Source organism: Nocardia brasiliensis (assembly GCF_042691675.1).
Taxonomy (GTDB): domain Bacteria; phylum Actinomycetota; class Actinomycetes; order Mycobacteriales; family Mycobacteriaceae; genus Nocardia; species Nocardia brasiliensis_D.
Window position 1 is genome coordinate 2,874,672 of sequence record NZ_CP170507.1, and the last position, 24,121, is coordinate 2,898,792.

The following is a 24,121-nucleotide window of genomic DNA, read 5'->3' on the forward strand; positions in this document are numbered from 1 at the left end:
GTGCGACGGAGCCGAGCGTCAGCGAGGCGAAGTCGTGAGTTCGGAGATCATCGCCTTGATTCTCGGGGCGCTGGACACGATCGACGGCATCCGCCCCGCGACGCCGCTCGGCGCGGAGAGCCCGGCCTGGTGGCCCTGGGACCCACGGGGTTTCTCGGTCGATCTCGGGCCCGGCCGGGTCGAGGTGCGGGTCGCGGCGGGCCAACTGCCGCTGGCGCCGCTGCTGGAGAAGGCCTCGGCGGCCGTGCGTACCGCGTTGACCGGCACCGAATGGTCCGATGCGCGTTTGCGTCTGGTCGTCGCCGAACTCGACGCCGCGGCCTTCGGCAAGGAGGAGGGGGTTACCTAGCTCACACCTTGCGGCCCGTGACGATCGGGTCGGACTCGGTGTCGATCTGTATGAAGCCCGATATCCGCTGTACCCCAAGGGAAAACAGGAGGAGCAATGAACGCGACGACCACCGAGAAGACCACGGACAACAAGGCTCAGTCGAGTAGGACATCCTCGGCGTCGGAGAAGCCGTCCGAGAAGGACAGCAAGCTGGTCAGCGAGCAGGGCACCACCACGATCGCCGATATCGTCGTGCAGAAGGTGGCCGGTCTCGCGGCCCGCGAGGTGCGCGGTGTGCACGATCTAGGCGGCGGCGCGGCGCGGGCGTTCGGCGCCATCCGCGACCGCATCCCCGGCGCGTCCGCCAGTATCGGCCAGGGAGTTTCGGTCGAGGTCGGGGAGACCCAGGCTGCCGTCGACCTCGAGCTCGTTGTCGAATACGGTGTCGCCATCGCCGAATTGGCGCGGGCGGTGCGGCGCAATGTGATCAACGCGATCGAGCAGATGACCGGGTTGTCCGTGGTCGAGGTGAACATCAACGTCAACGACGTGTACATCCCCGGCGACGACGATGAGCCCGCGCCGAGCAGCCGGGTGCAGTAGATGAGTGCCACAGCGATCTGCCTCGCGGTCGGGCTCGCACTCGGATTCGCCGGTGCCTTCGGCGGATTCGGCGCCTTCACCATCGTGCTGCTGTTCGCCGTGCTCGGCCTGCTGGTCGGCCGTTGGCTGGACGGCGAGCTCGATCTGGCCGGACTGCTCCAATCGGCACAGCGCAAGGGCAGGCGATGACCACCGCCGTGGTCGCCGAGGAGTACCCCGGCGCCACCACCTTCGCGCCGCGCGCGGTCCGGCGGATCGTCGCGCAGGCCGCCCGTGAAGTGGCCGGGGTGGGTGCCGAGGTGCAGGTGGACGCCGAGGTTTCCGCGGACCGGACCGCACTGGATGTCCGGCTGCCGATCCGGTATCCCGCGCCGGTCGGCCGGGTGACCGAGGCGTGCCGCGCGCACCTGGTCCGCCGGACCCGCGAGCTGACCGGCTTGGCGGTGACCAAGATCGACATCGTGGTCGCCGAGCTGACCACCGACACCGAAACGGGAAGGAGAGTGCGGTGATTCGCAGGCCACGCCGGGTGATCCCGGCGATCGTGGTCGCGGTGCTGGTGCTCGCCGTCTGCGTGGCGGTGGCGGTGTCGCTGATCCAGCGTCTGGTCGGTGCGCGGGAGTACCTCTCCTATGACACCGTCGCCACCAACCTGCACGGGCTGACCTGGCACGACATGCCGGTGCTCGTCGCCGGTGTGGCCGCGGCGGTGCTCGGGTTCGTATTGCTCGCGTTGGCGCTGTGGCCCGGCCGGGCGGCGGTACTGCCGCTCGCCGCCGACGACGGAATGTCGGCGGGGGTGACGCGCGGCGGCCTGCGTTCGGCGCTGCGCAGCACCGCGGGCACGGTGGACGGCGTCAGCGCGGCGCGAATCAAGGTGCGCCGCAAAGCGGTCAAGGTATCCGCTCGGACCGACCGGGCGGGCTCCGACGGCCTGCCCGAAGCCATCTGCGAGACGCTCACCCGCCGGGTCCAGGAGATCGGCCCGCAGCCGGTGCGCCGGGTTCGAGCCAAGTTGCGCGGACCGAAGACAGGAGAGACAGGATGAGCCGAACCAACCGCCCGGCCGCATTGAACCGGACCATGCTCGGGCTCACCGGACTGCTGCTGCTCGCCGCGGGCGTGCTGGCCATCGCCGCGCATTACGGGCGGCTGCGCTGGGTGCAGTCGGACGACACCCTCGTTCCCGGCACCGCCGCCCCGCCCGCCTGGGTGCTGTGGGCCGCGGTAGCCGTCGCCGTGCTGCTCGGCCTGCTGTGCCTACGCTGGTTGCTGGCGCAGGTGTTCCGGATGCCCAAGTCGGTCACCTGGCGTACCGGCGGCACCGAATGGGCGGGGACCACCATTCTGGAATCGTCCACGGCCGCGGCCCCCGTCGCCACGGATATCGAAAGTTACGAGGGCGTACGCACGGCCGCCGCCTGGTTGTCCGGCGAGCGCACCGCGCCCGAACTGCACTTGGTGGTTACCGCGGAACCCACGGCCGATATAGCCCAATTGCGGCGCAGAATTCTCGGCCACGCGGTGACCCGGCTGCGCGAGGCGCTGGAGGTCGATGTCATCCCCGTCACGCTGGAGCTCGACTTCGCCGAGGATCGACGGCCCGCCCGAGTGCGCTGAACGGTTGCTGGCCCCCTGAATTCGATCTCGGCGACCCGTGTGTGGCGTATTGCCGGACGAGTCTGCCCAGGTGCGCCCCATGTTCGCCGCGGACAGATGACCGCTTGGTCCTGTTCGCCGCAAAATTCTCAGTGGCACCGCAAGCCGAGGCGGGCGCGGCGTTGGGGATCCGCCTACGGTAGTTTGACGCGATGGATCATCTCCGGCCCGTGCTCAGGCGGGCGGAGGGTCGACGCGTCGGAGGTAGCGAAGTGGCGATGCCAGGCAACCGGTTCGGTGGAGCGAGCTCGGGTCGGTCGAGCCGAGAGGACGTAGTGCTCGGCGGCGTGGGTATTCGGGTGGGTGCCCGATGAGCGCGGACGGGAAGGCCAGGGAACTGGAAGCCGAAGTGCGGTCGGTGGATTCGATCCGGATTCTGTCCATCACCGGCGAGATCGACATGGCCTCCGCGCCGCGGTTCCAGTCGGCGGTGGACGAGGCGCTGCTCGATCAGCCCGCGACGCTCGTGGTGGATCTGTCCCGGGTGGAGTTCTTCGGTTCCGCCGGGTTGAGTGTCCTGCTCGTCGCCGCCGAGGCGGTGCCGGAGGGTCAGCTGCGGGTGGTGGCGTCGACGCCGGTGCGGCGACCGATCGAGGTGACCGGGCTGGACAAGCTGCTCAGCGTGTACAACAGCGTGGACGACGCGCTCGCCGTGGCGCAACCGCGCCGCCCGGCCTGAGGTCGCGGCAGCGCTGCCCGGCGAGCCGGGCCACCGCTGCCGAAGTAGCTCAGCGCCGCGGCGGTAGCTCAGCGCTGCCGAGGGAGCCGGACGACCTGGACGAAGAAGTCGTCGATGTGCTTGATGGCCGTGACGAACTGGTCCAGGTCCACCGGCTTCGTCACATAGGCGTTGGCGTGCAGTTTGTAGCTGCGCAGGATGTCTTCCTCGGCCGCCGAGGTGGTCAGCACGACCACCGGGATGTGTGTCAGGTCCGGATCGGCCTTGATCCGCTCGAGGATCTGGCGTCCGTCGTACTTCGGGAGGTTCAGGTCCAGCAGGATGAGATCCGGCCGCGGCGCGTTCTCGTATACACCCTGCTGGTAGAGGAAGTCGAGCGCCTCCTGGCCGTCGTGGGCGACGTGCAGGGTGTTGCCGATCTTGTTGTCCTCGAAGGCCTCCCTGGTCATCAGTTCGTCGCCGGGGTCGTCCTCCACGAGCAGGATGTCGATGGGCTGGCCGGGGGTCGTCAAGAGAAATCTCCTTGCGCGGGTCGGTGCTGGGTCGGTGGAGACAGGCTGGTCAGGGGGAGACAGGCTGGCTCGACGGGCTGGTTTCGCCCGGCAGGATAGTTTCGCCGGTGGAGCCGGATTCGCCAAGCGGGCTGGTTTCGTCCGGCGTGCTGATTTCGCTCGATGAGCCGGTTTCGTCCGGCGTGCTGGTTTCGTCCGGCACAACGGGGGAGTTCAGGGTGAACCAGAAGCGCGTGCCCTCGGTGTACTCGGTATCGAGCCAGATCTTGCCGCCGTGGTGTTCGACGATCTTCTTGCACAGGGCGAGCCCGATGCCGGTTCCGGTGTATTCCTCCCGGCTGTGCAGCCGTTGGAAGATCACGAACACCTTCTCCGCGAACTCCGGCGGGATGCCGATCCCGTTGTCGGACACCGAGAAGCGCCAGCCGCCGGTGTCGCCGTCCGGCGCGCAGTCGAGCCGGACCACCGGCGACCGGTCGGGGGCGCGGAACTTGATCGCGTTGCCGATGAGGTTCTGCCACAGCATGGTCAGCAGCGTCGGGTCGCCGGTGATCTTGGGCAGCTCATCGGGACGTTCCAGCCGCAGATCGGTGTCCTCGGCGGCCGATGCGAGGTTGGTCATCGCCTTGTCCAGGGTCTGATCCAGACCGATCGGTATGTTGCCGTCGATGACGCGACCGACCCGGGAGAAGGTGAGCAGGTCGTTGATGAGCACCTGCATGCGCTTGGCGCCGTCCACCGCGTAGGCGATGTATTGGATGGCGCGCTCGTCGAGTTGGTCGCCGTAGCGCTTTTCCAGCAGCTGACAGAACGCGGCGACCTTGCGCAGCGGCTCCTGTAGATCGTGCGAGGCCACATAGGCGAACTGCTCGAGTTCGGCATTGGAGCGGCGCAGCTCCACCGTCTGCGCGTCCAGCTCGGTGGTCTGCTCGGCCAGCGCCGCCTCCTGGACCCGGGACGACGCCAGCTCGGCAACGACTCGGCGGCGCATGCCCTCCACCGCCTCCGCGACGGTGGCGAGATCGGCGGGTCCGCGCGCGGTGATGTGATGGTCGAAGTCGCCGTTGGCGACGCGCAAAGACGCCGCTTCCAGATCGTCCAGCGGGCGAGCCACCAGCTTGCGCACCAGGATGGTCAGCGCTACCGCGGCCAGCAGGAAGGCGGCGACCATGGCACCCAACGCCGTATCGCGAATGTTCCTGGCACGTTCCAACTCCGCGCTGTCCCGGTCGACGGCGGCGGTGAGGTCGGCGTTCTGCGTGGCGAACAGCGCGCGAATACGGTCGAACGCCGTCTTGCCGCGCGCCGACGCGGCAGCGTCGACAGCGCCGCCGGTGGAGACCGTGGCGGCCAGCGGTTCGGCGTAACCGGTGCGCCACTCGTCGGCGGCCCGCTCGACCGCGTCGAGATCGGCGAGCAGTTGCGGGCGGTCGGCGAGCAGCTCGCGGATCCTGTCCGCGGCTCGGGCCTCGTCCTGCTTTCCGTCGAAATAGGGTGCGAGGAACTGGGCATCGGCGCCGATGGCGTAGCCGCGGATGCCGGTCTCCTGGCTGAGCAGCGCACTTTGCAGCCGGTAGGTCTCCGCGGCGGCGGGGTGCAGCCGGTCCACCAGTCGGTCGGCGACGTTGTTGGTCTTCGTGAGCAACTGTGCCCCGATCGCGGCGCCGGCGATCACCAAGATCACCATGAGTGCCAGTACGAGCATGAACCAGCCCTGCACGGTCAGTCGACCGGCCAGCGACCGCTTCCGGGAAGACGTCGTCATCGATTGTCCTGATTCAGGTTTCGGTGATTCCACTGCAAGTACATGACCGCCACGTCGTCGGCCAAACCGCCGTGTGCCTCGGCTAACTCCTCCGCGCGCCGGATCAACTCGTCGACGAACACCGCGGGCTCCGGGTCGGTGACCGTGCGGGCCAACTCCAGCAGGCCCTCCTCGCCGAGCCGGTCCTGCCCCGCGTCGGTGTGGCCCTCGAACAGGCCGTCGGTGAACAGCATCAGGCCCGAGTCGACCGGCAGCGCGATCTGGTGGCTGGACCATTCGGCGCGGCCCGGCAGGAAGCCGAGTGCCGGACCGCCCGGCACCTCGACCCAGTCCACCTGCGAGCCGGTACGCAGCAGCATTCCGGGATGCCCGGCCCGGGTGACCAGGACGGTGTGGTCGTGCGGTCGCAGGGTCAGGCTGGTCAGGGTGGCGAAGGTCTGCTTGCCGGTGCGCTCGGCCAGCAGCACCTCTTCCAGCAGATGCAACTGCCGGAGACCGAAGATGTCGCTCAGCACCAGGGTGCGCCAGGCCAGCCGCAGGGCCACCCCGGTCGCGGCCTCGTCGGGGCCGTGCCCCGCCACGTCCCCGATCAGCACGTGCACGGTGCCGTCGGCCTGTTGCACCACGTCGTAGAAGTCGCCGCCGAGCAGGGCATTGGCCCGGCCGGGCCGATAGCGCGCGACGATGTCGACCGCGCGCTCGCCGCGCAGCAGCGGGGTCGGCAGCAGGCCGCGTTCGAGCCGGGCGTTCTCCTGCGCGCGCATCTGGCTGGCCCGCAGCGCCGCGGCGGCGCGCTCGGCCTGTTTTCGCTGGATCGCGTAACGCACTGCGCGGCTGAACAACTCGGGTTCGATGCGGCCCTTGACCAGATAGTCCTGGGCGCCTTCGGCGACCGCGGCCAGGCCGATCTGCTCCTGGTCGAGGCCGGTCAGCACCACCACCGCGACCTGGTCGGTGTACTCGCGCACCCTGGCCAGGGCCTCGAGTCCTTGTGCGTCGGGCAGGTGCAGGTCGAGCAGCACGCAGTCGGGGAGACCGGCGGCCAGTCGCTCCCTGGCCTCGGCGACCGACCGCACCCACCGCACCGGTAGACCCGGTGCGCCGTCGGCGATCAGCTCCTCGACCAGCAGGGCATCGGCCTCGTCGTCCTCGACCAGCAGCACCGATAGGTCCTGCCAGTTCCAGACCGCGGCGTCGAGGGGGTTACTACCGCCCCCGCCCAGGAGGCTCGTGCGCCCGCTTTGCCCGGAAAGCATCGACTCCGGTCTCCTTTCGTCCGCGTTGCTACTCATCGTCGCTGGACACGACTTACGCGGAATACCCAGAATTCCGGCGAGCACCCTTGACACCTGCCAGGTCACGATGCCACATCGGAGTCGGCCGCCTCACCGACACGCGGGCAGTGTGTGAACCGCGCCACTCAATCCGGCCGTGGACCGGGCGATCTCGGCCTGGTGTGCCGGGCACGGCCTACCCGGTGCGCCAGGTGGTGAAGTCGAATTCGAGGTATTGCTCACCGGCAGAAGGGATATGGGTGAGCGTGAGGTCGGCGATTACCCTGATCGGTCTGTACGCAGAGGTGACTGCCGGTGGGCAGGTGGAACATGTTGTCGAGGGTTGCGGTCCAGGCGGCCGGTGGGATCGCCGTGCAGCCGTCGCGGCCGCTGCCCGCGTCGTTCCGCGGGATGGCGAAACGCGCGACCACGACGCCGACCACCCCCGCGGCCCCGCCGACCTCCGTCCAGAAGTGGGTCGAGTCGTCCGACCCGCCGCCGCTCGGTGCGGGGCCGTTCTGTGACATCCGTTGCTTCCCCCTGTCGCCCGATCGGAGCCCCGCGACCGCCGAGCCGCAGCCCGTGCCGCAGAAGCGCCTCGCATGGGGCGAGGCACGAAAGACCTTACATAGCAAGCGGCTATCTCGGCGTGGGTTTTCGCGAAGCCCACCCGCGGTGGCATCCGCTCGGTGTGGCTCTGTATTGTTTGCAATAGCAACTAGTTGCGCAGGTCAAGCAGTCCCGCTGGTGAAAGTGGTGCGGCCCCTTGCCCGCTGGCCGGTCCGCCGCGCGCCGGTAAGCTCGCCGACCTGTTGCACGCTGAGATCAGTTGAGAGCAGTTCGCTTGTGGCACATGGCTCGGCCGAGCGCCGAGCCCACCCGATCGACGGCCGTGCGTGTGCCGGCGGCCCCTGAGACAACTCCATGAGAGACAGCCGACCAGAATTAGGGCGCACATGACGAATTCCACCACCCAGGCAGCGCCGCCGGGGGACGCGGTCGAGGGCACCGCACTGTCGCACCGGCAGATCATGACCATCCTGTCCGGCCTGCTACTCGGCATGTTCCTGGCCGCCCTCGACCAGAACATCGTCAGCGTGGCGATCGTGAAGATCTCCAACAGCTTGCACGGATTCGATGAACAGGCATGGGCCACAACGGCGTACCTGATCACCGCGACGATCACCACGCCGCTGTACGGCAAGCTGGCCGATATCTACGGGCGCAAGCCGTTCTACCTGACGGCGATCGGGCTGTTCATCATCGGCTCGGTGGCCTGTACCTTCGCCACCTCGATGTATCAGCTGGCCGGCTTCCGGGCGTTCCAGGGTCTCGGTGCGGGTGGCTTGATGTCGTTGGCGTTCACCATCATCGGCGATATCGTGCCCGCCCGCGAACGGGTGCGCTACCAGGGCTACTTCATGATGGTCTTCGGCACCGCCACCGTGCTGGGCCCGGTGCTCGGCGGCTTCTTCTCCGACTACGACACCCTCGGCGGCATCGACGGCTGGCGCTGGGTGTTCCTGGTGAACGTGCCGGTCGGGGCGCTGGCCCTCACCGTGGTCGCCAAGGTGCTCAATGTGCCGCACCAGCGCCAGCATCATCGCATCGACTGGTTCGGCGCGGTGGCGCTGGCGGTCTGTGTGGTGCCGCTGCTCGTCGTCGCCGAGCAAGGCAGACACTGGGGCTGGACCTCGCGCCGGGCGTTGATCTGCTACGGCATCGGTGTGCTCGGCTTGCTGCTGTTCGTGCTCGTCGAGTACCTGATGAAGGACGCGGCGCTGATTCCGTTGCGGCTGTTCAAGAGTTCGACCTTCAGCGTCACCATCGCGGGCGGCTTCATCGTCGGCATCGCCATGTTCGGCGCCATCACCATGGTTCCGCAGTACTTCCAAGTGGTGCGCGGGTTTTCGCCGACGAAGGCGGGCCTGCTGATGCTGCCGCTGGTGCTCGGCATCACCATCGGCTCACAACTCGCGGGCCGGATCACCAAGAAGACCGGACGCTACAAGATCCTGCCGGTGGCAGGCACGTTCATCATCGCGGTGGGTGCGGCGCTGTACGCGCAGGTGCACTACGACAGCCCGCTGTGGCAGCCGCTGGCCTACGGCGCGGTGATCGGACTCGGCCTCGGTGGCTGCATGCAGACGCTGATCATCGCCGCGCAGAACGCGGGCCCGCGGTCGGACATGGGCGTGTCCACCGCGTCGGCGACGTTCTTCCGGCAGATGGGTGGCACCCTCGGTGTCGCGGTGTTCTTGACAATTCTGTTCAACCTGTTGCCGCACAAGATCACCGACGCCTTCGGCGGCGAATTGCCGCCCGGTTTCGGTCCAGAGCAGCTCAGTGCGATGCAGAGCAACACCAGCGGCATCGCGGACCTGCCCGAGCAGTTGAAGGTGCCGATCCTGACCGGCTTCACCGATGCCATGCACGGCGTGTTCTACGCCGCCGCCGGGGTCGCGCTGCTGGCCTGCTTGGTGCTGATGCTGATGAAAGAGATTCCGCTGCAGGATGATCCGGTCCCCGCGGCGGCGCGAAAGACCCCGCCAGAAGTGGCGTCCAGTTGGGACGAGGATCAGGTCTGGGAGGGTGCCGCGCAGGTGCTCTCGGAACCGGAACCGGTGCTGGTAGGCGCCGTCGGCAGGTCCGCCACGGTCGAGCAGCACAGCAACGGCTCGCACCAGTTCGCCACGGCCGCAGCCGGTTCCACGGTCACCGTGCTCGATTCATCGGATGGCTTCGGCGAGTACGGCGAACGCGCGATCGGCGGGCACATCCGTCGCGAAGACGGTCATCCCGTGCCCGGCGCCGCGCTCACGCTGATCGACCAGCGTGGGCATCAGGTGTCCCGGGCGACCGGAAATGCCGAGGGCCGCTATCTTATCGGCGTGCCAGAGGCCGGCGGCTACGTGCTGATCGTCTCGGCGAATGGTCACCAACCCGCGGCAGTCACGGTCGCGGTCGGGCACGAGGCGCAGCAACTCGATCTCACCTTGCTCGGTTCCGGCGAACTGTCAGGTGTGGTCCGGTCGGCCGGTCGCGGCACGCCGCTGCCCGGCGCGACGGTCACACTGACCGACCCGCGGGGCGAAGTGGTCGGCACCGCCGTCAGCGCCGCCGACGGCGCGTACACCTGCCACGGCATCGTCTCCGGCACCTACACGGTGGTCGCGATCGCCGAGCACATGCGGCCCAGCGCAACCACACTCACCGTCCCCGACACCGGTCTGCTCCGCCACGACATCGAATTGGCCCCGATGGCCGTCCTCACCGGCTCGGCCCGGACCGAGGACGGCCGCGTGGTGCCGGACGCCCAGATCAGCATCCTGGACGCGACCGGCGACCTCACCGCGACGGCACGCACCGACGAGAACGGGCGCTACGTCGTCAGTGATCTGCCCGAGGGGCGGTACACGGTCGTCGCCCGCGGTTACCCACCGGTCACCAGCCAGGTCACCGTTGCGGGCGGCGAAGTCGACCACGACGTGAAACTCGGCTACCAGCCCGACGATTCGCCGGATCAGACTCGACCGTGATCGGTGCTGCCCGGCGTCTCGTCGTCGCGGGCACCGACGCCCCTTGCCGAATTGTGCTGCCCGGCAGGGGCGATCGCGTCAGTCGGTGAGCAAAGCGGTGACGGTATCCGGGGTCCAGCCGAGATCGGCGCCGGGGCGGGTCGCCAGGTAGGTGGCGGTGACGTCGACGGTCCAGCCGTGCGATTCGATCAGACCGGCGGCCAGGTGCCGTAGATAGGTGGCCGACGGTGAGTTGCCCGGAAGGTCCGTGTGCTGCCATGGCGCGGTGCAGGTGATGATCGGGTGACCGTCGAATGTCCCAGCGCACGACAGTGTTTCGTATCGACCCGGCCCGAGCGGGGCGCGGCCGTGAGTGACCGCTTCGGTCAGATCCAGGTCCGTGCCGGGTAGTCGGTACATCTCCTGGGCCGCGATATCGGAGAACTGCGCGAGGGTGAGGAGATAGGCGCGGGCGGCAGTCTTCCCGGGCCCGTCCGGATCGTAGAACGCCCGCCCGCCGGTCCACACCAACGATTCGGTGGCGAAATACAGCAGGCCCGGCAGCATGATCGGCACCGAGCGCGCGGGCTCGCCCGGATCGCGGCAGCCGGGCACCGCACGCGCGCCACCCTCGGGTGTGCCGCCCGCGAGGTAGCACCGCAGCCGGCTGAGGTGCATGTTCGACCCGTACGCCGCGTACCAGACCAGGCCCGTTGCCTGGCCATCACCGTTCTCGGTCACCCCACCATCTTGCCGCCGGAGACGTCAGCTCCGCTGGAACACCGCGCGCCACCGCGGGCGACCGGGCTGTCCGGCGGGGGCTACCTGCTCGACGCGGATCGGCCGGAGACCGTCGCGGGCGAACGCGTCGATCTCGGCTCGGGTGAGTGGCCACGGCGGGCCGTCGACCTCCTCGCCATCCGCGCGGATACCGGCGATTACCAGCAGATCGCCACCGGGGGCCACCATCCGCGAGACGTTCGCGGTCGCGTCGGCCCGCAACGACACCGGCAGCGCCTGCACGGTGATCGACTCCACGACCAGGTCGAAAGCGCCGAACCACGCGGCGGGCGGATCGAGCAGATCGGCCACCACGTAATTCACCATGGACGACGGAAAACGTTCTCGCGCAACTTTTATCGCGGTCTCCGCGATATCGAACGCGGTCGTGTCGAAGCCGAGCCCGGCAAGGTGCTCGGCATCGCGGCCCAGCCCGCAGCCGACCACCATGGCCCGCATCCCGCCGCCCACCCGTTCATGCCGTTCGAGCCAATCGACCAGGAGGGGATTCGGCTCGGCGGCGTCCCAGGGCACCACCGCCGCGCCGTCGGCCGCCGCCACGTACAACCGCTCGAACCAGCCGGTCGGATCACCTTGCGCCAGCGAATCAGCGGCAAGCTGGTTCGCATCCGCGTTACGAGAATCGGTCACCGCGCGAGTCTGTCAGGCGGCTTCGGTGTCCGCGCGACGAGGATCGGCAGGTCATGGTTTGCGGGCGACGGCGCCGTAGGAGTACACCGACGCGGCCGCGCCGATATCCGGCTTGTCGGCGCGCCACTCGGTAATCTCCACGAAGCCGGGCTCGACCATTTCCAGGCCCTCGAACGCCGACTTGATCTGGGTGGCCGGGCGCGGGTTGTAGGGCACGGCGCCGGTCTTCGCGTACTCCTCACAGAGTTTCACGAATGCTTTGTTTTCATCCGAGGTGTCCCACAGAGTGAGGTAGCTGCCGGACGGCACCGCGGCCATCACCGTCCGCACGATGCGCTGGGACTCTTCGAACGAATCGGCATGGCCGAGCACGCCCATGAACATGACCCCGACCGGCAGATCGAAGTTCAAGATGTTCTCGGCGTCGGCGATGATCTGCTCGGGCCGGTGAATATCGGAATCGACGTAGGTCGTGACGCCCTCGCGGGTGGTGCTGGTCAGCAGCGCGCGAGCGTGGGTGAGCACGAGCGGGTCGTTGTCGACATAGACGACCTTGGCGTCCGGTGTGATTTCCTGAGCGACCTGGTGCGTGTTCTGCATCGTCGGCAAGCCGGTTCCGATATCGAGGAACTGTTTGATGCCTTGGCGGGCAACGAAACCGACGGAGCGGATCAGAAACTGCCGCGACTGCACGGCCATCGTCCGAATGTCGGGATAGATCTCCAAACTCTTGTCGCCGACGATCTGGTCGATCTCGTAATAGTCCTTGCCGCCCATCCAGTAATTCCAGATGCGGGCCGAATGTGGAACGTCGGTGCGGATCAATGTGCCGCGCTCTTCGGACATGATGTGGACTCCTCGACAGTAATCGGGTCTATGACGAGTCCGCAGCACGCACTCACACCGCACCGCGTCCAGGGTCAGGTATCTGGTCCCCGACGGTACAAGGTTCAACCCGGTCAGGAGGGTGGGATCGCGAGGAAATACCGTGACGATCGTTGGGGTTCCAGTCGGGCAGATTCCACTACAGTTAATGAAGTACCGTTCGATGACCGAAGAGCTGGAGGTGTGCCCGCGGATGGCAATCGAGTCGACCGGCGGCGGGCAACCCGCCACGCACCCCGTCGCGGCTACCTTCGACCTGCTCGGCGACCGCCTGACGCTGACCATCCTTCGGCACGCTTTCGTGAACCGCACCCGCCGGTTCAATCAGTGGATCGAACGCACCGGTGCACCGCCCGCCGTACTCACCGCGCGACTCGCCGCCCTGGTCGACGCGGGCGTCCTGGTCCGGATGCCGCAGCCGGGATCGCCGGACCGCTTCGAGTATCTGCTGACCGAATTGGGCCTGGCGACCTGGGAAATCCTGGTTTCCGTGTGGGGCTGGCAGCGCGAGTGGACCGCCGAGGGCGCGCTGCATCCGGACCTCGTGCACGGCGCGTGCGGACATCGGGGACCGCCGGTGCTGATGTGCCGCGGCTGCGGCCGCACGGTGACCGCCCGCGATACCGAGGTCGACCTCGGCGACGATGCGTTGTGGCGCTTCACGTCCAGTGGCCGACGCCGTGCCCGGGCCGCCGTTTCCGTGCCGACCGATATGCGGTTCGACGAGGTGATGGCCGCGATCGGGGACCGCTGGAGCGCCACCGTGACGGGTCTCGCGCTGGCCGGTGTGCGGCGGTTCAGCGCGTTCCGCGCGGCCATGGACATGTCACCGACCACCTTGACCGAGCGACTGTCCCGCCTCTGCGACGCCGAGATCCTGCGCCGGTCCGGTGCCGGGTCCGGCCGCGAATACCGGTTGACGCCGCGCGGGCGGGCACTGTTCGCGATATTCGCTTTCCTGCTCGCCTGGTCGGAGCTGGCTCATTCCGGAGCGCCCGAACCGGGCCTGCGCATCCGGCATCGCGAGTGCGGTGCGGTGCTGGTGCCCGCGTTGCGTTGTCGCGGCTGCGATGCCCGGCTCGAGCGCACCGACGTCCGGTTCGAACCGGTGACGCGGGCTGTACTCGACCGCCTCGCCTGAGGCGTCCACTAGGCACTCTTGACACTCTCTGCTGAGACGCGTATCACTTCATTAACTGTAGTGGAGGTTGCAAGACGTGACGCTCGAGGAAGAACTCATCGCACCGGCCGCGCAAGCGCTGACCAACCCGTACCTGGAGGGCCCGTACGCGCCCACCGCCGCGGAGGTCACCGCGACCGACCTCGCCGTGCTGCACGGCGAACTGCCCGCCGACCTCGATGGCGTCTATGTGCGCAACGGCCCGAACCCGCAATTCGCGCCGATCGGTCGCTACCACTGGTTCGACGGCGACGGGATGCTGCACGCGGTGCATTTCGAGAACGGCAAGGCCACCTACCGCAACCGCTTCATCCGCACCACCGAGTTCGAAGCCGAACGCGCCGCGGGAACGGCGTTGTGGCGCGGCGTGATCGAGCCGTGGGACGACAACCCGCCGGGCGATCGCCGGGAACGCAACTCCGCCAACACCGACGTCGTCTTCCACCACGGCAACCTGCTGTCCCTGTGGTACCGCGCGGGCAAACCCTATGCGCTGGACCCGATCAGCCTGGAGACCCGTGGTGTCGACACCTTCGGCGGCACCCTGCCCGGTGAGGTCTCCGCACACGCCAAAGTCGATGAGCGCACCGAGGAATTCATTTTCTTCGACTACGGCATCCACGCGCCGTACCTGCGCTACGGCGTTGCCGACCCGTCCGGCAAGGTCACCCATTACACGGGGCTCGAGCTGCCCGGTCCGCGGTTGCCACACGATATGGCGATCACCGAGAACTACTCCATTCTGATGGATCTGCCGCTGTACAACGACCCGAAAGCCGCTGCGGCGGGCCGGTTCAAGCTGTTCTTCGACCGCACGCTGCCGAGCCGTTTCGCGGTGCTGCCCCGGCGCGGCGACGGCGCGCGGGCGCGCTGGTTCGAGGCCGCGCCCGGCTACATCTATCACACGGTCAACTCCTGGGAGGACGGCGACGAGATCGTCATGGTGGTCTGCCGGGTGTCGAAGCCGAGCCCGGTGTCGGACCGCACCAACCCCCTTGCGCAATTACTCGCGTATCTCCGTCCCGAGGCGACACTGCACCGGTATCGCTTCAATATGCGGACCGGCGCCACCATCGAGGAGGCGATGGACGACGTCAATACCGAGTTCCCGGCCATCGATCAGGGCACCACCGGACAGCGCGGCCGCTGGTCGTATCAGATGCGGTTGTCGGTGGACCGCACCATGCTCTTCGACGCGGTGATCAAGTACGACCTGCACACCGGCGCCAAGCAGACCCAGCCGTTCGGCGAGGGATTCTTCGGTAGCGAACTCACCGTGGTGCCGCGGCCGGATGCGCGCGCCGAGGACGACGCCTGGCTGACCATGTTCGCGTTCAACAGCCACACCCAACTGTCCGAGGTCTGGATCTACGACGCCGCCGACCTGGCCGCCGGACCCGTCTGCCGGCTCGGCCTGCCGGTCCGTGTGCCGCTCGGGTTCCACGCCACCTGGGTCAGTGGTGACCGGATGCGCGCGGCCGCACAGTCGGTCGAGTGAGTGCCCCCGCGCGGATGAGTGCGACCGACCACCCGCTGCTGAGTGTCAGCCTGCCCTACTGGCAAGACCGGGATCCGTTGGATGCCCTTGCCGTCGCCGAGGCGGCCGAGAAGCTCGGCTATCACCGGCTCTGGGTCGGGGAGATGGCGACGTTCGACGCTTTCGCCGTGGCCACCGCGATCGGGCTGGCCCCGGGCCGAATTCCGTTGTGTGTAGGGCCACTTGCCGTCGATGTCCGCACTCCGGCCACCATCGCCATGGGGGTCGCGAGTGTGGCCGCACTCACCGGTCGGTCCGTCGATGTCGCCATCGGTAGCTCGAGCACCGTCGTGGTTAGCGGCTGGCACGGCCGGGAAAGGCGCAGCACCGCAGTGCATCTGGCGGAGTCGGCACGGATACTGCGCGGCCTGCTCGCGGGCGAGAAGGTCGAATTCGAAGGTGCGATGGAGCGCACCGCGGGCTACCGCCTCCGGCTGGCGCCGCCGCACTCGTCGATCGCCGTCGCCGCCTTCGGTGCCCGCGCACTGGCCGCGGCCGCCCGGACGGCTGATCGCGTGGTGCTGAACTTGGTTACGCCGGAACAGGTTTCGCGGTGCGCGGCCCTGGTGCGCGAGGCGGCGGATCGGGCAGGCCGCCCGACGCCCGCGATCGCGGTGTGGGTCACTGCCGCCGCCAACCCGACAGCCGACATTCTCGCCCGTGTTCGCCGCGGCGCCGTGGGATATCTGCGCGCACCCGGCTACGACACCATGTTCGAGGATGCGGGATTCGGCGAGGTGGTGCGGCTGGCGCACAGCGGCGCCCACCCGCGCGAAGTCCTGGCGGCGGTGCCCGACGAATTGCCCGCGGCCGTCGGCATGTTCGGCGACGGCGCGGCACTGGCTCGTCGACTCGACGCGTATCGCAGGGCGGGCACCGACGAGATAGTCGTCGTGCCCGCCACTTCGGCCGAGGATGCGGCGGGCTATCACACGCTCGACACCCTCGCGCGGATCGACCATGCCTGACGCCTACATCTACGACGCGATCCGGCTGCCCCGCGCTCGGGTCCGCAAGACCGGCGGGACCCTCGCCGAGATTCCGCCCTACGAATTGTTCGGTCAACTGCTCGTCGCTCTCGAAAGCCGTTCGATCAGTGCGGATTCGGTCGACGACATCCTCGTCGGCATCAGTACGGCGGTGAGGGAGCAGGGCGGGAACCTGGCCCGCGCGGCGGCGCTGTGGGCGGGTTGGCCGGACCGGGTGCCCGGTGGCGTGGTGTCCCGGTTGTGCTGTTCCGGCCTCGACGCGGTCGAGAGCGCTGCCGCCAGGGTCGCCGCGGGCTACGCGGACGTGATGGTGGCGGGCGGAGTGGAGTCGATGTCCCGGGTGCCGATGCTCTCGGATCGGCCCGCTATCGTGACCGACGCCGATCTCAGCGAACGCACCGGATTCGTCACGATCGGCGTATCCGCCGATCTCACCGCGGCGGCGTCGTTCGGCATCACCCGCGTCGAATTGGCTGCCTACGCCGTGCGCTCACACCAGAAGGCCACCGCCGCACTGACTTCGGAGTCCATGGTGCCGGTCCGCAAGGGCGACACGGTGCTGCTCGACGCCGATGAGGGCGCCCGCGCGGACGCGACCAGCGCCGCCTTCGCCGCGCTGCCCGCCCTGTTCGGCGACGATCCCGCATGGCAACGGGTGGCTCGTCGCCTACCCGGGTCACCGCGCCCGGCGGACGGGCCGCACACGATCACGACCGCTCCGCAGCTCGCCGACGGCGCCGCTGCCGTGGTTCACGCGCACGGGCGGCGAACACGCGCTGGTCACCATTCCCGCGGCCCTCGGGCTCGGGTCCGCCGTGGTGCTGCGGCGCTTGAACTGAAGGAACACATATGCCCGAGTCCCTGCCCCGCGCAGCTGTTTCCGCTCCCGAAACGCGGGCGTCTGTGCAAATTTGTCATCCCGAGGAGATAGTGCGCGAGTATCTCGAGCGCGGTTGGTGGCAGCCCGTGCCCGGCGAGGCGGCCGCGGGATACCTCGGCGCCGCCGCCTGGGTCGGTCACGAGGCGCAGCGCGCACCAACCCGCTTGCGCAGACCAGGAATTGGACATATGGCCCAGGCAGCTTCGGTGCCGACGACACCGCGAACCCGCCGGTGGTCGGTCGGCTGCGCCGCCAGGACTGCGGTTGGATGACCGATGGCGCCGCCGCCCTGATTGTCGTATCCGACCGATTCCTGGCGCGGCGCACCGACTTACGGCCCGACACGCGGGCGGCGAAAGCTGGAAGGCGGTGGAAGGCGGTGATATTGCGCGTGACGGCCGCCTGCCGCTCAATCCCGGCGGCGGATTGATCGGCGGTGGTCATCCCGTCGGCGCGACCGGTGTACGCATGGTGCTCGACGCGTACAAACAGGTCACGGGGCAAGCGGGAGCCTATCAAGTGCCGGGGGCACACCGATTCGGCACCCTCAACATCGGTGGGAGCGCCACGACCACAGTGAGTTTCATCGTGCAGAGCGCGACAGGCCCGTGATAGTGAAGGCATAACGTTCCTGATTTCGTGTTTCCGCTACCTCGCCGCGACAGACCGAGCGGCCTGTTCGAGGAGCTGCGGGCGGACATGCCGCGGCGCGCCGCATTCACCCGGCAAATCGACGGTTTTCGCTGGCAACGGTGCGTCAGCGGGGAATGCGATGTAGCCTTCCCACGCGTGATCACTTGTCTGCCATCGAATCTCCTCCTGGAGCCGAAATGACCATCCAGCATCCCATTGAGGACGAGGTCACACAGCTGGCGAGGCGGGTCGAGAAGGCCCGCGGCCGGCTGGCATACCAATTCGATCCCGCGTTGACCGAAGCGCTCTCCGAGGACGAGCTGCTAGCCGAACGTGAGCTGGCCGAGAAGATTCGCGGGCAAGATCGTGGTCAGCGCTGGAAAGAGGCCCAAGCCGCCGCTGCGGCGGCCGACCGCGCCAGGCAGACCACCGAAGCGATCGAGAAGGCCGACATGCGAGATCTACTGGTGGCACGCAAGGCAATTGCCGCTCAGCGCCGTGAGTCGAGCCCGCATGCCAAATTGGCCTCGCTATATCGGCACCGGGCCTGGTCGCTGCGCGCGCTGGCCGGTGTCGTCGGCGCGGGCATGCTGTGGTCCGCGGTCAATGTCCAGCACAACATCGCGCCCGGCGGGCCGAGTGATCCGCTGTACTGGTTCAGCTACCTGCTGGAGGGGATGATCAGCGTCTGCCTGATCATCATCATGATCGGCACGAACAAGGTTGCCGAATGGGGTGTCGTCGACAACCGCAAGCAGGTGGTCGCCGCCGAGGTCGCGCTGCTCTCGCTGACCGTCACCCTCAACACCTACCCGTATCTGCGGGCCGAGCATTGGTACGACGCCGCGGTGCACGCCGTCGCGCCGGTGATGATCGGTGTCGCGCTGCTCATCCATGACGCCGCCAGCGCGCGCTACGGCCTCGCCATTCACCGCGCCACCGAGCAGGTCCGCGATCTGCCCGATCCGGCCGAGCAGATTCGCCGCACCCTGCCAGCGATCGCCAGCTATCGGCTGCGCCGCTCGGCCGCAGAGGTGATGGCGTCCAGCTCGATCGCCGAGCTGACCGTCGAGGCCGAACCGGACCCGCTCGCGGAATTGGACGCGGGACCGACCAACGAGCCCGTCGTGGACCCCGAGATCGAACCGGCGGTCGTGCTGCCCGAGGGCGAGGACGCCGCACCCGACAGTGCGCCGATCCGGTCCGCTTTCCGTTCCGCCGCGCCGGTGGCGCCGTCGAAGGCCGCGGCGACGGTGAGCTCCGTGAACGGTGCCGCCGACGTGAAGCCCGAGACCAAGCCCTTGGTCAAGGCCGAAAAAGACACTGCGCCCAGCACTTCCGAGCGCAAGGCCGGGACACCGGTGCAGGCCGATGAGCTTGCCGCGGCCACCGTCGCGAAGAGCGCGCCGACCGTGGCGAAGACCAAGTCCACCGCTTCCGCGAACACCGAAAAGCGCAGCGCGCCTGCCGATGTCGACAGCAAGAAGCCTGTTTCGGCGGCGAGCACAGCCAGCACACCGACAAAGCCCGTAAATCCGGCGGCCACCAAGGTCACCTCGACCAAGGTCACCTCGACCAAGGTTGCCGCTGAGCAAGCCGCACCCGCGAAGGCCAGCAAGCCCGCCGCCCCGGCACCCACCGACAGGGTCACCGTGCCGTCGGCGGACCGGCCGTCCGCGCCGACCGCGGCCGTCAAGCGGCCCGCCGTGACCGAGGAAAAGGCGGAAGCCCCCGTCATCCCCACTCCGGAAATTCACGACACCGGACAGTTCCGCATCGCCGAAATCCTGGAACAGGAACTCGCCGAACTCCAGGCGGCACGGCGCCGCGCCCGCACGAGCCGGAAGACGTCCACCCCCGCGGCGAGCCGCGACCGGTAATATCGCCGTGTTCTAGACGGCACGGTGCCTGCGGACCGGTTGACGGACGTGCTCGTGCACGGTCAAGACATCGCGATACCCCTCGGCGTCGTCCGCGAAATGCGCGCCGAGGCAGCAGGATCGGCGTGGGACCGGGTGCGGGTGACGCGCGGCCGCCTTGGCCGCGCGGCGGCTCAGGATGGTTTGACGGCGGTCAGGTAGCTCATGGCGTTGAACATTTGCGCGAAGGGTTCGGCGGTCACCGTGAGTGGCCGGTCATAGCGCTCGGTCAGTTCCATCGATGGCAGGCTGGTCGTGGTCCAGCCCTGCGCGGTCAGCCATTCCGCTGGGTCCGTGCGTTCGTCGGTGTACAACAGCGCGGCGAGGTCGATCTTGCCGAAGGGCGTGCCCTGCAACTGTTCTGCCTGGCGGTCGATGATCTGCTGAACGTCGACGCTGTTGTCCGGGGTCTCGGCGGCCAGTCTGCTGCCGGGGGCCGAAAGTTGATCTATCCGGGCGAACAGGGCGTCCTGCGCGGGGCCCGGCAGATAGGGGAGCAGTCCCTCGGCCGACCACACCGTGGGCAGAGTCGGGTCGAAGCCCGCCTCGATGAGCGCGGCGGGCCAGTCGTCGCGCAGGTCGACGGCCACGGCGCGGCGGTCTGCCTTGGGGGTGGCGCCGGCTTCGTCGAGCACCTGCTGTTTGAACTCCAGGACCTTGGGCTGGTCGATCTCGTACACGATCGAGCCTTGCGGCCAGTCCAGGCGGTAGGCGCGGGCGTCCAATCCGGCGGCCAGGATCACCGCCTGCGTCACTCCGGCCGCGGCCGCGGTCAGGAACAAGTCGTCGAAGAATTTGCTACGCAGTCCGATGAAGCCGGTGAGCGGATTGTCCGCCCACCGCGTCGGATCGGTGACCAGCAGATCGGTGTCCGGATCGCCCGCCGCCGCTACGAAACGGGCGGCATATTCGTCCCGGACCAGGGCATCCGGCTCTTGCGTTGCGACCGCGCGTGCGGCCGCGACCTGCAGTGCGGTCATTCCGACGCTGCTCACGATGTCCCAGGTGTCGCCTTCAGTACGCATGCTGCTCCTCGGAGTCCTTGAACGACCTGCGCGACAAGCCGTTCCGGGGGCGGGAGCGCACCCGATGTTCGAACTTCCGGCCGTCGACGGGCCTGGCAATTCGAACCGAACCCGCATGTCGGCGTGGCAATTACGCTGCTGTCGATAGGGGTAGAGCGGTAACCGAGTTGATCATACGACCGGGTGGGCGACTGTGCAGAGTGCCTGGTCAGCCGGTGATATCGAGGCCCGGATCGGCGGGTTGCCGGCCATGAGCTCGGCGCAGTTCCGAGTTGATGCGCTTGGCCTCGGCGAGTTGGTCTTCGAGGATGACGATGCGGCACGCGGCGTCGAGTGCGGTGCCCTGATCGACCAGTTCCCTCACTCTGGCGGCGATGCGAAGTTGGTAGCGGGAGTAGCGGCGGTGGCCGCCGTCGGAGCGTTGGGGCGTCAGCAGTTCGGCGGCGTCGAGGGCGCGGAGGAAGGCTTGGGTGACACCGAGCGCATCGGCGGCACTGCCCATGCTGTAGGCGGGGTAGTCGTCGTCATCTAGCTTGTCACCGGGATTGGCGGTGGCCGAGTCGGCACGGGTCTGTTCCATGAACACCTATCTGGGAAACAAGAATCGGGCCCCGGCGCTAGCGCCGGGGCCGTGAGGGGGCTTTATTCCACATATCGGTCAGAGCGACCGGCTTCGTCGTCCCACATCCCATGCTGCAGGTGGGTGTGTGGGGATCGCATCTTCAGGACTGTCGACCACCTCCTATTCATGGAGCCGCGATGCCGGTACGCGTTGCGATATCCACTACTGCTGCGATATCGGACAACACTGCGATTTCCGAACGCCGAGAGCGCGTCGGAATCGGGCACCGCTCCCTGCCTTTCCTGGTCTGCCTCCCTCCCCTCCGGTGGCGCTGTCTTCAGCCGCCCGGAGGGGAGGGTCCTTCAGTCACTTCATCTCATTCCGGGAAGTTCGTTCCCTACCCGGCCCATGCGACTTTCTTCTCTGCTGACGAGATGAACTTTATAACAACTGCGCCCGAATGTCTACAGTCGCGACTGTAGATTTTCTCCGCGTGTCATGTCCGGTCACGGCGGGCGCCAACCGCCGGTCAACGCGTCGGCGCACCCCCGTCGGCAAGGGCCGCTGATGGAAAGGTGGGGTAGGTGGGAGGGTTAGGCGACGACGCTGACGTATGCCGCGCCGATGTGGGATTCGGCGTCGGTGAGGTAGTCGGCGAGCATCTGCTCGGCCTCGGCGCGGCGGCCGGCGACCAGTGCTTCGTAGATCTCGTGATTGCGCGCCAGATAGGGCTCGTGGAAGGCGAGTGGGTCGGCCATCACGTGGAAGACGAGGCGCAGCTCGTTCCATACGCTCGACATCATCTGGTCCAGGCGCCTGCTGCCGTTGAGGGCGGCGATCGCCTTGTGGAAGTCGATGTCGGCGGTGCCGACACCGGTCCAATCCTGTTTCGCGGCACAAGCATCGGCCCGCGCGAGGGCGGCGGCGAGCTCGGTCGGGTCCTGGGTCGCCCGGTCGAAGCCGTGGACCGCCGCACCCTCGACGATGCGGCGGCACCGGTAGAGCTCCGCGACGTCCTCCGAGCTGGGGATGCGGACGAACGCACCACGGTTGAGTTCGTGGGTCACCAGGCGTTCCTCGATCAGCGAGCGGAACGCTTCCCGGAGGGTGTTGCGGGAAACGCCCAGTGCCGCACAGATATCCGGCTCGGACAGCCGGGTGCCGGGTCGCAGCGATCCGTCCAGGATGCTCGCGCGCACGATGTCGGCGGTTTGCGAACTGCGACTGGAGCGGGCGAGCAGACCTTTGTGTTCGGACAGTGCCGCGTAGACGGGGTCGGGCCGATCTACCGGTGTCGTCATCCAAACCTCCGCGGACCAGTGGCTTTGCCACTCGAGCATAGACCACCGATCGAACTGCCAGCCGACGATCCAACTCAAGGATTGCAGAATCGTTCAACGATCCGTACTCTACTGTGACGTACGTCGCTCTACCGAGCTCGAGCATTGCGAGGCAGCCATGAGCCTTTCCACGGACATACCGGCAGAACCGGCCGAGACGTCGCAACCCTTCGACTGGTTCCGCACGATGAGCGCCAAAGGCAAGCGCGCCTTCATCGGCGCGTTCGGCGGATTCGGCTTGGATGCCTACGATTTCCAGGTTCTGCCGCTGGCGCTCGGCGCCATTTCGTCGTACTTCATGATCAGCTCCGGCAAGGCCGGACTGCTCACCACGGTGACGCTGCTGGTGTCCGCGCTCGGCGGCGCGCTGGCCGGGGTGCTCGCCGACAAGATCGGCCGGGTCCGCACCCTCCAGCTCACCGTAGCCACCTACACGCTGTTCACTGTGCTGTGTGGCTTCGCGCCCAACTTCGAAACCCTGTTGGTATTCCGGGCATTACAAGGTCTCGGCTTCGGTGGCGAGTGGGCCGCGGGCGCGATTCTGGTCGCTGAATACGCCCAGACCAAGTATCGAGGCCGGGCGGTCGCCTATGTGCAGAGCTCCTGGGCGGTCGGCTGGGGCTTGGCGGTGCTGGTCTACACGCTGGTATTCCAATTCGTCAGCGAGGACCTGGCCTGGCGGGTGCTGTTCTGGACCGGTGCGCTGCCCGCAGTGCTCATCGTCTGGGTCCGCCGCAATCTGACCGATTCCGAGACGGTCACCCAGCGACGCGAGTCGGCGGGCAAGCGGGCCGGATCGTTCCTGACGATCTTCCGGGGGGACCTGATCCGCACGACGCTGTTCGCCTCGCTGCTGGCCACCGGCGTCCAGGGCGGCTACTACACCCTCGCCACCTGGCTGCCGACCTTCCTGAAAAAGAGCAGGCACCTGAATGTCGTTGGCACCGGCGGTTATCTGTTCCTATTGATCGGCGGCGCGTTCCTCGGGTACGTCACCGGCGGCATCCTCGCCGACCGGCTCGGACGCAAACGCACCATTCAACTGTTCGCCGTGTTGTCGATGATCTTCATGGTCGGCTATATCCAGGTTCCGGCGGGGGCGAACACCTTGGTGCTGTTCCTCGGCTTCCCGCTCGGCTTCTGCACCTCGGCCATCTTCTCCAGCTTCGGCTCGTTCCTTTCCGAGCTGTACCCGACCGCCTCTCGCGGCACCGGACAGGGCTTCACCTATAACTTCGGCCGCGCGGTCGGCGCGGTATTTCCCACTGCTGTCGGCTTTTTGGCATCCACCACGCTGGGCCTGACGGGAGCCATGATGTTCGGCGCGCTCGGCTATCTGATCGCGGTGATCGCGCTGTTCGGCCTGCCGGAAACCCGCGGTCGCGAACTAGCCTGAAGG

Annotated in this window: 24 protein-coding genes and 1 pseudogene; 15 read left to right on the forward strand and 10 right to left on the reverse strand. The window is 67.8% G+C overall.

Features of this window, described 5'->3' with window-relative positions; translation table 11 throughout:
* Positions 1-34 precede the first annotated feature (34 nt).
* From ACFK0J_RS13415 to ACFK0J_RS13445, 7 genes are all read left to right on the forward strand, one after another.
* Positions 35-349: a hypothetical protein gene (locus tag ACFK0J_RS13415; protein WP_378739897.1), complete on the forward strand. Its 315-nt coding sequence runs from the start codon at positions 35-37 to the stop codon at positions 347-349.
* A gap of 96 nt (positions 350-445) precedes the next feature.
* Positions 446-934 carry an Asp23/Gls24 family envelope stress response protein gene (locus ACFK0J_RS13420; RefSeq protein ID WP_378739899.1) on the forward strand — a complete coding sequence of 163 codons (489 nt, stop codon included), beginning with the start codon at positions 446-448 and terminating at the stop codon, positions 932-934.
* Complete coding sequence (locus tag ACFK0J_RS13425; protein ID WP_218476315.1) at positions 935-1,123, forward strand: hypothetical protein; 189 nt, start codon at positions 935-937, stop codon at positions 1,121-1,123. It begins immediately after the preceding gene.
* Positions 1,120-1,446 (forward strand): Asp23/Gls24 family envelope stress response protein, encoded by a 327-nt coding sequence (locus tag ACFK0J_RS13430; RefSeq protein WP_378739901.1) that lies wholly within the window; start codon positions 1,120-1,122, stop codon positions 1,444-1,446. Before ACFK0J_RS13425 ends, ACFK0J_RS13430 begins: the two co-directional genes overlap by 4 nt.
* The gene (locus ACFK0J_RS13435; RefSeq protein WP_378739903.1) at positions 1,443-1,982 is read left to right on the forward strand and encodes a DUF6286 domain-containing protein; all 540 of its coding nucleotides are present in this window, start codon (positions 1,443-1,445) and stop codon (positions 1,980-1,982) included. The genes ACFK0J_RS13430 and ACFK0J_RS13435 overlap by 4 nt, the downstream gene beginning before the upstream one ends.
* Positions 1,979-2,554 (forward strand): alkaline shock response membrane anchor protein AmaP, encoded by a 576-nt coding sequence (locus ACFK0J_RS13440; RefSeq protein ID WP_378739905.1) that lies wholly within the window; start codon positions 1,979-1,981, stop codon positions 2,552-2,554. The genes ACFK0J_RS13435 and ACFK0J_RS13440 overlap by 4 nt, the downstream gene beginning before the upstream one ends.
* A gap of 349 nt (positions 2,555-2,903) precedes the next feature.
* Entirely contained in the window at positions 2,904-3,272 is a 369-nt protein-coding gene (locus ACFK0J_RS13445; RefSeq protein WP_378739907.1) for an STAS domain-containing protein, read from the forward strand.
* 68 nt (positions 3,273-3,340) lie between these two features.
* Here the strand turns inward: ACFK0J_RS13445 and ACFK0J_RS13450 are convergent, their stop codons facing one another.
* The 4 genes from ACFK0J_RS13450 to ACFK0J_RS13465 all read right to left on the reverse strand — a co-directional run bounded on the left by ACFK0J_RS13450 (position 3,341) and on the right by ACFK0J_RS13465 (position 7,350).
* A complete protein-coding gene (locus ACFK0J_RS13450) occupies positions 3,341-3,784 on the reverse strand; it encodes a response regulator (RefSeq protein WP_378739909.1) in 444 nt (147 codons plus the stop codon).
* A 49-nt stretch (positions 3,785-3,833) separates the two neighbouring features.
* Positions 3,834-5,549 (reverse strand): CHASE3 domain-containing protein, encoded by a 1,716-nt coding sequence (locus ACFK0J_RS13455; RefSeq protein ID WP_378739911.1) that lies wholly within the window; start codon positions 5,547-5,549, stop codon positions 3,834-3,836.
* Positions 5,546-6,805 carry a PP2C family protein-serine/threonine phosphatase gene (locus tag ACFK0J_RS13460; protein WP_378739913.1) on the reverse strand — a complete coding sequence of 420 codons (1,260 nt, stop codon included), beginning with the start codon at positions 6,803-6,805 and terminating at the stop codon, positions 5,546-5,548. Before ACFK0J_RS13460 ends, ACFK0J_RS13455 begins: the two co-directional genes overlap by 4 nt.
* A gap of 257 nt (positions 6,806-7,062) precedes the next feature.
* Positions 7,063-7,350 carry a hypothetical protein gene (locus ACFK0J_RS13465; protein WP_378739915.1) on the reverse strand — a complete coding sequence of 96 codons (288 nt, stop codon included), beginning with the start codon at positions 7,348-7,350 and terminating at the stop codon, positions 7,063-7,065.
* A 429-nt stretch (positions 7,351-7,779) separates the two neighbouring features.
* Here ACFK0J_RS13465 and ACFK0J_RS13470 point away from each other — a divergent pair, with 429 nt between their 5' ends.
* Entirely contained in the window at positions 7,780-10,362 is a 2,583-nt protein-coding gene (locus ACFK0J_RS13470; protein ID WP_378739917.1) for an MFS transporter, read from the forward strand.
* Positions 10,363-10,440: 78 nt separating this feature from the next.
* Here the strand turns inward: ACFK0J_RS13470 and ACFK0J_RS13475 are convergent, their stop codons facing one another.
* From ACFK0J_RS13475 to ACFK0J_RS13485, 3 genes are read right to left on the reverse strand one after another with little or no spacing between them, the layout of a single operon-like run.
* The gene (locus tag ACFK0J_RS13475) at positions 10,441-11,082 is read right to left on the reverse strand and encodes a histone deacetylase (protein WP_378739920.1); all 642 of its coding nucleotides are present in this window, start codon (positions 11,080-11,082) and stop codon (positions 10,441-10,443) included.
* A 24-nt stretch (positions 11,083-11,106) separates the two neighbouring features.
* Complete coding sequence (locus ACFK0J_RS13480; protein WP_378739923.1) at positions 11,107-11,772, reverse strand: class I SAM-dependent methyltransferase; 666 nt, start codon at positions 11,770-11,772, stop codon at positions 11,107-11,109.
* A gap of 51 nt (positions 11,773-11,823) precedes the next feature.
* Entirely contained in the window at positions 11,824-12,618 is a 795-nt protein-coding gene (locus ACFK0J_RS13485) for an SAM-dependent methyltransferase (RefSeq protein ID WP_378739925.1), read from the reverse strand.
* A 202-nt stretch (positions 12,619-12,820) separates the two neighbouring features.
* On the opposite strand from ACFK0J_RS13485, the gene ACFK0J_RS13490 reads away from it, so the two are divergent.
* From ACFK0J_RS13490 to ACFK0J_RS13515, 6 genes and pseudogenes are all read left to right on the forward strand, one after another.
* The gene (locus tag ACFK0J_RS13490) at positions 12,821-13,798 is read left to right on the forward strand and encodes a winged helix-turn-helix transcriptional regulator (protein WP_378739927.1); all 978 of its coding nucleotides are present in this window, start codon (positions 12,821-12,823) and stop codon (positions 13,796-13,798) included.
* Between the two features lie 76 nt (positions 13,799-13,874).
* Positions 13,875-15,335 carry a carotenoid oxygenase family protein gene (locus ACFK0J_RS13495; RefSeq protein ID WP_378739929.1) on the forward strand — a complete coding sequence of 487 codons (1,461 nt, stop codon included), beginning with the start codon at positions 13,875-13,877 and terminating at the stop codon, positions 15,333-15,335.
* Entirely contained in the window at positions 15,332-16,342 is a 1,011-nt protein-coding gene (locus ACFK0J_RS13500; RefSeq protein ID WP_378739931.1) for an LLM class F420-dependent oxidoreductase, read from the forward strand. Before ACFK0J_RS13495 ends, ACFK0J_RS13500 begins: the two co-directional genes overlap by 4 nt.
* On the forward strand, positions 16,335-17,294 hold the full coding sequence (locus ACFK0J_RS13505) for an acetyl-CoA C-acyltransferase (RefSeq protein ID WP_378739933.1): 960 nt from the start codon (positions 16,335-16,337) through the stop codon (positions 17,292-17,294). The genes ACFK0J_RS13500 and ACFK0J_RS13505 overlap by 8 nt, the downstream gene beginning before the upstream one ends.
* Positions 17,295-17,329: 35 nt before the next feature.
* Positions 17,330-17,855 (forward strand): annotated as a pseudogene (locus tag ACFK0J_RS13510) (thiolase domain-containing protein); the annotation flags it as partial.
* Between the two features lie 218 nt (positions 17,856-18,073).
* Positions 18,074-19,756, forward strand: coding sequence for a hypothetical protein (locus ACFK0J_RS13515; RefSeq protein ID WP_378739934.1), 1,683 nt, complete (start codon positions 18,074-18,076; stop codon positions 19,754-19,756).
* A 173-nt stretch (positions 19,757-19,929) separates the two neighbouring features.
* Here the strand turns inward: ACFK0J_RS13515 and ACFK0J_RS13520 are convergent, their stop codons facing one another.
* The 3 genes from ACFK0J_RS13520 to ACFK0J_RS13530 form a co-directional block, all read right to left on the reverse strand.
* Complete coding sequence (locus tag ACFK0J_RS13520; RefSeq protein ID WP_378739936.1) at positions 19,930-20,820, reverse strand: class I SAM-dependent methyltransferase; 891 nt, start codon at positions 20,818-20,820, stop codon at positions 19,930-19,932.
* A gap of 208 nt (positions 20,821-21,028) precedes the next feature.
* A complete protein-coding gene (locus ACFK0J_RS13525; protein WP_378739938.1) occupies positions 21,029-21,400 on the reverse strand; it encodes a helix-turn-helix domain-containing protein in 372 nt (123 codons plus the stop codon).
* 575 nt (positions 21,401-21,975) lie between these two features.
* Positions 21,976-22,683, reverse strand: coding sequence for a GntR family transcriptional regulator (locus ACFK0J_RS13530; RefSeq protein WP_378739940.1), 708 nt, complete (start codon positions 22,681-22,683; stop codon positions 21,976-21,978).
* A 157-nt stretch (positions 22,684-22,840) separates the two neighbouring features.
* Between ACFK0J_RS13530 and ACFK0J_RS13535 the strand changes: the two genes are divergently transcribed.
* A complete protein-coding gene (locus ACFK0J_RS13535) occupies positions 22,841-24,118 on the forward strand; it encodes an MFS transporter (protein ID WP_378739942.1) in 1,278 nt (425 codons plus the stop codon).
* Positions 24,119-24,121 lie beyond the last annotated feature (3 nt).